Raw genomic sequence first — 3,511 nt, forward strand, 5'->3', positions numbered from 1 at the left:
CGGCTCTTGCTTATATTTTAGCTAAACGCAAGTTGCCTACTTATGGCTCCGATCTAAAATCAAGCCATATAACAAAACGCTTAGAAGCAATAGGAGCGCACATATTTTGGCGCCAAGAAGCCAAAAATTTAGAGTTATTTCAACAAACTACTGAAGAACAAAATTTATCTCTGTCAAACAATTCTAATTCAAATTTATCCCCTACTGATCTCCGTGTAAATACAGGAGCAGTAATGACAAAAAAACACAATGTTAAAGTAGGAAATAACCAAGAAATTTATCAACTACCGCAAGTAGTTTGTTCGACAGCAATTAATACAACAAACTCCGAGTATAAAGCAGCCGTTGAACTTGGATGTCCAATTTTCCATCGCTCAGATTTATTGGCTGCTCTAATTCAGGATTATCAAAGCATAGCTGTAGCGGGAACCCATGGCAAAACTACAACTAGCAGTTTAATTGGGTTTATGCTTTTAGAGACTGGTTTAGACCCCACCATTGTTATTGGTGGAGAAGTAGACGCTTGGGAAGGTAACGCTCGTTTAGGTGAAAGTCCTTATCTGGTGGCAGAAGCAGATGAGTCAGATGGCTCTTTAGTTAAATTATCTGCCCATATTGGTTTAGTCACTAATATTGAGTTAGACCATCCAGACCATTATGAAAGTTTAGAACAAGTTGTCGAAACTTTCCAAGTATTTAAAGGAAATTGTCAGAGTTTAGTAGGTTGTATTGACTGCTCGACAGTTAAAGATAAACTTCAGCCAACTATTAGTTACAGTATTAATCCTGAAAGTGAGGCTGATTATACAGTAGATTGTGTAGATTATCAAGCTCATCTTACCTCGGCTCGTATTTGGGAACGAGGCCAACTTTTGGGACAATTACAATTAGGGTTATTAGGTAAACATAACTTAAGTAATGCTTTGGCTGCTGTGGCAGTAGGTAGGTTATTAGGTTTAGAATTTTCTGCTATTTCCTCGGCGATCGCTAAATTTGAAGGTGCTCATCGTCGGTTTGAACATCGGGGAGAATGTAACGGTATTGTATTTATTGATGACTATGCTCATCATCCTAGTGAAATTAATGTAACTCTGGCTGCAGCTCGCTTACGGAAAAGTCAGGAATTAACTCCAAAGTCTGATATATTTACAACAAATTTACCCTTCATCAAACAAAATAACTTATTGCCAATCGAAAGAGTAATTGCTATATTCCAACCTCATCGTTATAGTCGTACTCAGACTTTTCTTTCGGAGTTCGCTAAGTCATTTAATGACGCTGACATGGTTATTGTTACTGATATTTATAGTGCTGGAGAATCATCTGATGGTCAAATTGATGGCCAACAAGTAGCTGAAGCAATTTCTACTTACCATCAACAGGTTTATTATCAACCATCTTTAGAGTTAGTGAGTAAATTTTTGCATGAAGTTCTACAACCAAGGGATATGGCAATATTTCTTAGTGCTGGTAACCTGAATCACATTATCCCAGAACTCATGGCATATTATCAACTACCTCACTACCAGGTCGTATAAGCGTGAAATAGCTTAATGCAAAAGATTAAGTTGAGTTAAATAATACCAATTCGATCAAATAATCTTACAGGCTAAAGGTTCATTACAGAACAAGGAAGCAGGTTTGACAATTCCTGAATATATATCTCCTGTACTATATGACTTATAGTACCCATAGGATATCTCATCCTCCTAGCCGACTACCAATATGTAGCAAATATTTATCTAATTGGTATAACTCTAAAAGAGTTTGTTTAAATTACGATAATTCAAGTTATTAGTTATGACCATGACTCTCTCTTATCACATAGCTAGTTCAGCTAAAAGGCCACAGTATAAACCTATCCCGTTATTAGGAACAGATTGTGTAATTAGGTCTAATGTTCCTCTAGCTCCTCTAACTTCTTTCCGAGTCGGAGGGCCTGCTCAATGGTATGTTACACCAAAAAGATTAGATCAACTACAAGCAAGTTTTCAGTTTGCTCACTCTGAAGGATTACCAATAACTATGCTAGGAGCAGGTTCTAATATGCTGGTTAGCGATAGTGGTTTATCTGGATTAGTTATTAGTAGCCGTAATCTCCGTCACATATCTTTTGAACCAGAAACAGGTCTTCTGACTGTGGGTGCTGGTGAATCATTACCACGTCTTGCTTGGAAGGCTGCAAAAATGGGCTGGCAAGGTTTGGAGTGGGCTGTTGGTATCCCTGGCACTGTTGGTGGTGCTGTGGTAATGAATGCTGGGGCACAAGGTAAATGTATGGCTGATATATTGGTGAATGCCCATGTTATGTTGCCTGATGGTCAGATAGATATTTTGTCTGCTCAAGATTTGGAATACAGCTATCGCTATTCTAAGCTACAGGGTAAATCTATTGTGGTAGCTCAAGCTACTTTTCAGTTACAACCAGGGGAAAAGCCTGCTCTGGTAAAAACTATAACTTCTGAAAATTTTCACAAGCGCAGGAGTAGCCAACCTTATCACTTACCTAGTTGTGGTAGTGTTTTTCGGAATCCTGGACCAAAACCGGCTGGTTGGTTAATTGAACAAGCTGGACTTAAGGGCTATCAAATAGGTATGGCCCAAGTTGCTCACCTTCATGCTAACTTTATTCTTAACTGTGGGGGAGCTACAGCTAACGAAATTTTACAACTAATTTACCANACAAGCGCAGGAGTAGCCAACCTTATCACTTACCTAGTTGTGGTAGTGTTTTTCGGAATCCTGGACCAAAACCGGCTGGTTGGTTAATTGAACAAGCTGGACTTAAGGGCTATCAAATAGGTATGGCCCAAGTTGCTCACCTTCATGCTAACTTTATTCTTAACTGTGGGGGAGCTACAGCTAACGAAATTTTACAACTAATTTACCATGTTCAAGAACAGGTAGAAAAGCAGTGGTCTTTGTTATTAAAACCAGAGGTAAAAGTTATGGGAGATTTTTCACAAGTATTAACTTGATAATACTAATAAATTATAACTTGTGTTTGATAGTAGTTGCATAATTTATGGGTACAAATAAAGTACAGAAAATGAATAAATTATCGTTGCCCAGATGATTTTTATGCTAATAACTCAGATCCCCAACAAAAAATAAATTACCATCGTTTTTTTATTGGTTAAAGTACCTGAAATTAGCAGCAGTTTCAGATTCCCCACCTTCTGGAACCATGAATTACTATAGTTAAGGAAGTTGAGCAACAATCAAGATCTTTTGGTTAAGATTATTAATGAATTGTCTGAGGAAATCTTGGATAAATTAAGAAAATAAATGTCAATTTATTCATTATAATCAAGCCCTAAAAATTTATATGTAGTGTTATGATTTTAATGTTAGATGCTTNGTTAAGGAAGTTGAGCAACAATCAAGATCTTTTGGTTAAGATTATTAATGAATTGTCTGAGGAAATCTTGGATAAATTAAGAAAATAAATGTCAATTTATTCATTATAATCAAGCCCTAAAAATTTATATGTAGTGTTATGATTTTAATG

The 3,511-nt window shown here is 36.7% G+C and carries 2 protein-coding genes and 1 pseudogene; all 3 read left to right on the plus strand.

What is annotated here, in order from left to right:
• Positions 1-1,538 (plus strand): UDP-N-acetylmuramate--L-alanine ligase (gene murC, locus AFK68_RS05550; RefSeq protein WP_143437560.1); only part of this gene is annotated, 1,538 nt, incomplete at its 5' end.
• 262 nt (positions 1,539-1,800) lie between these two features.
• A partial coding sequence (gene murB / locus AFK68_RS05555) for a UDP-N-acetylmuramate dehydrogenase (RefSeq protein WP_143437562.1) occupies positions 1,801-2,681 on the plus strand: 881 nt, incomplete at its 3' end.
• Position 2,682: 1 nt separating this feature from the next.
• A pseudogene (locus tag AFK68_RS05560) lies at positions 2,683-2,978 on the plus strand (UDP-N-acetylenolpyruvoylglucosamine reductase); the annotation flags it as partial.
• Positions 2,979-3,511 lie beyond the last annotated feature (533 nt).

The organism is Hydrocoleum sp. CS-953 (assembly GCF_002260545.1).
In the GTDB taxonomy this organism is placed as follows: Bacteria; Cyanobacteriota; Cyanobacteriia; order Cyanobacteriales; family Microcoleaceae; genus Trichodesmium.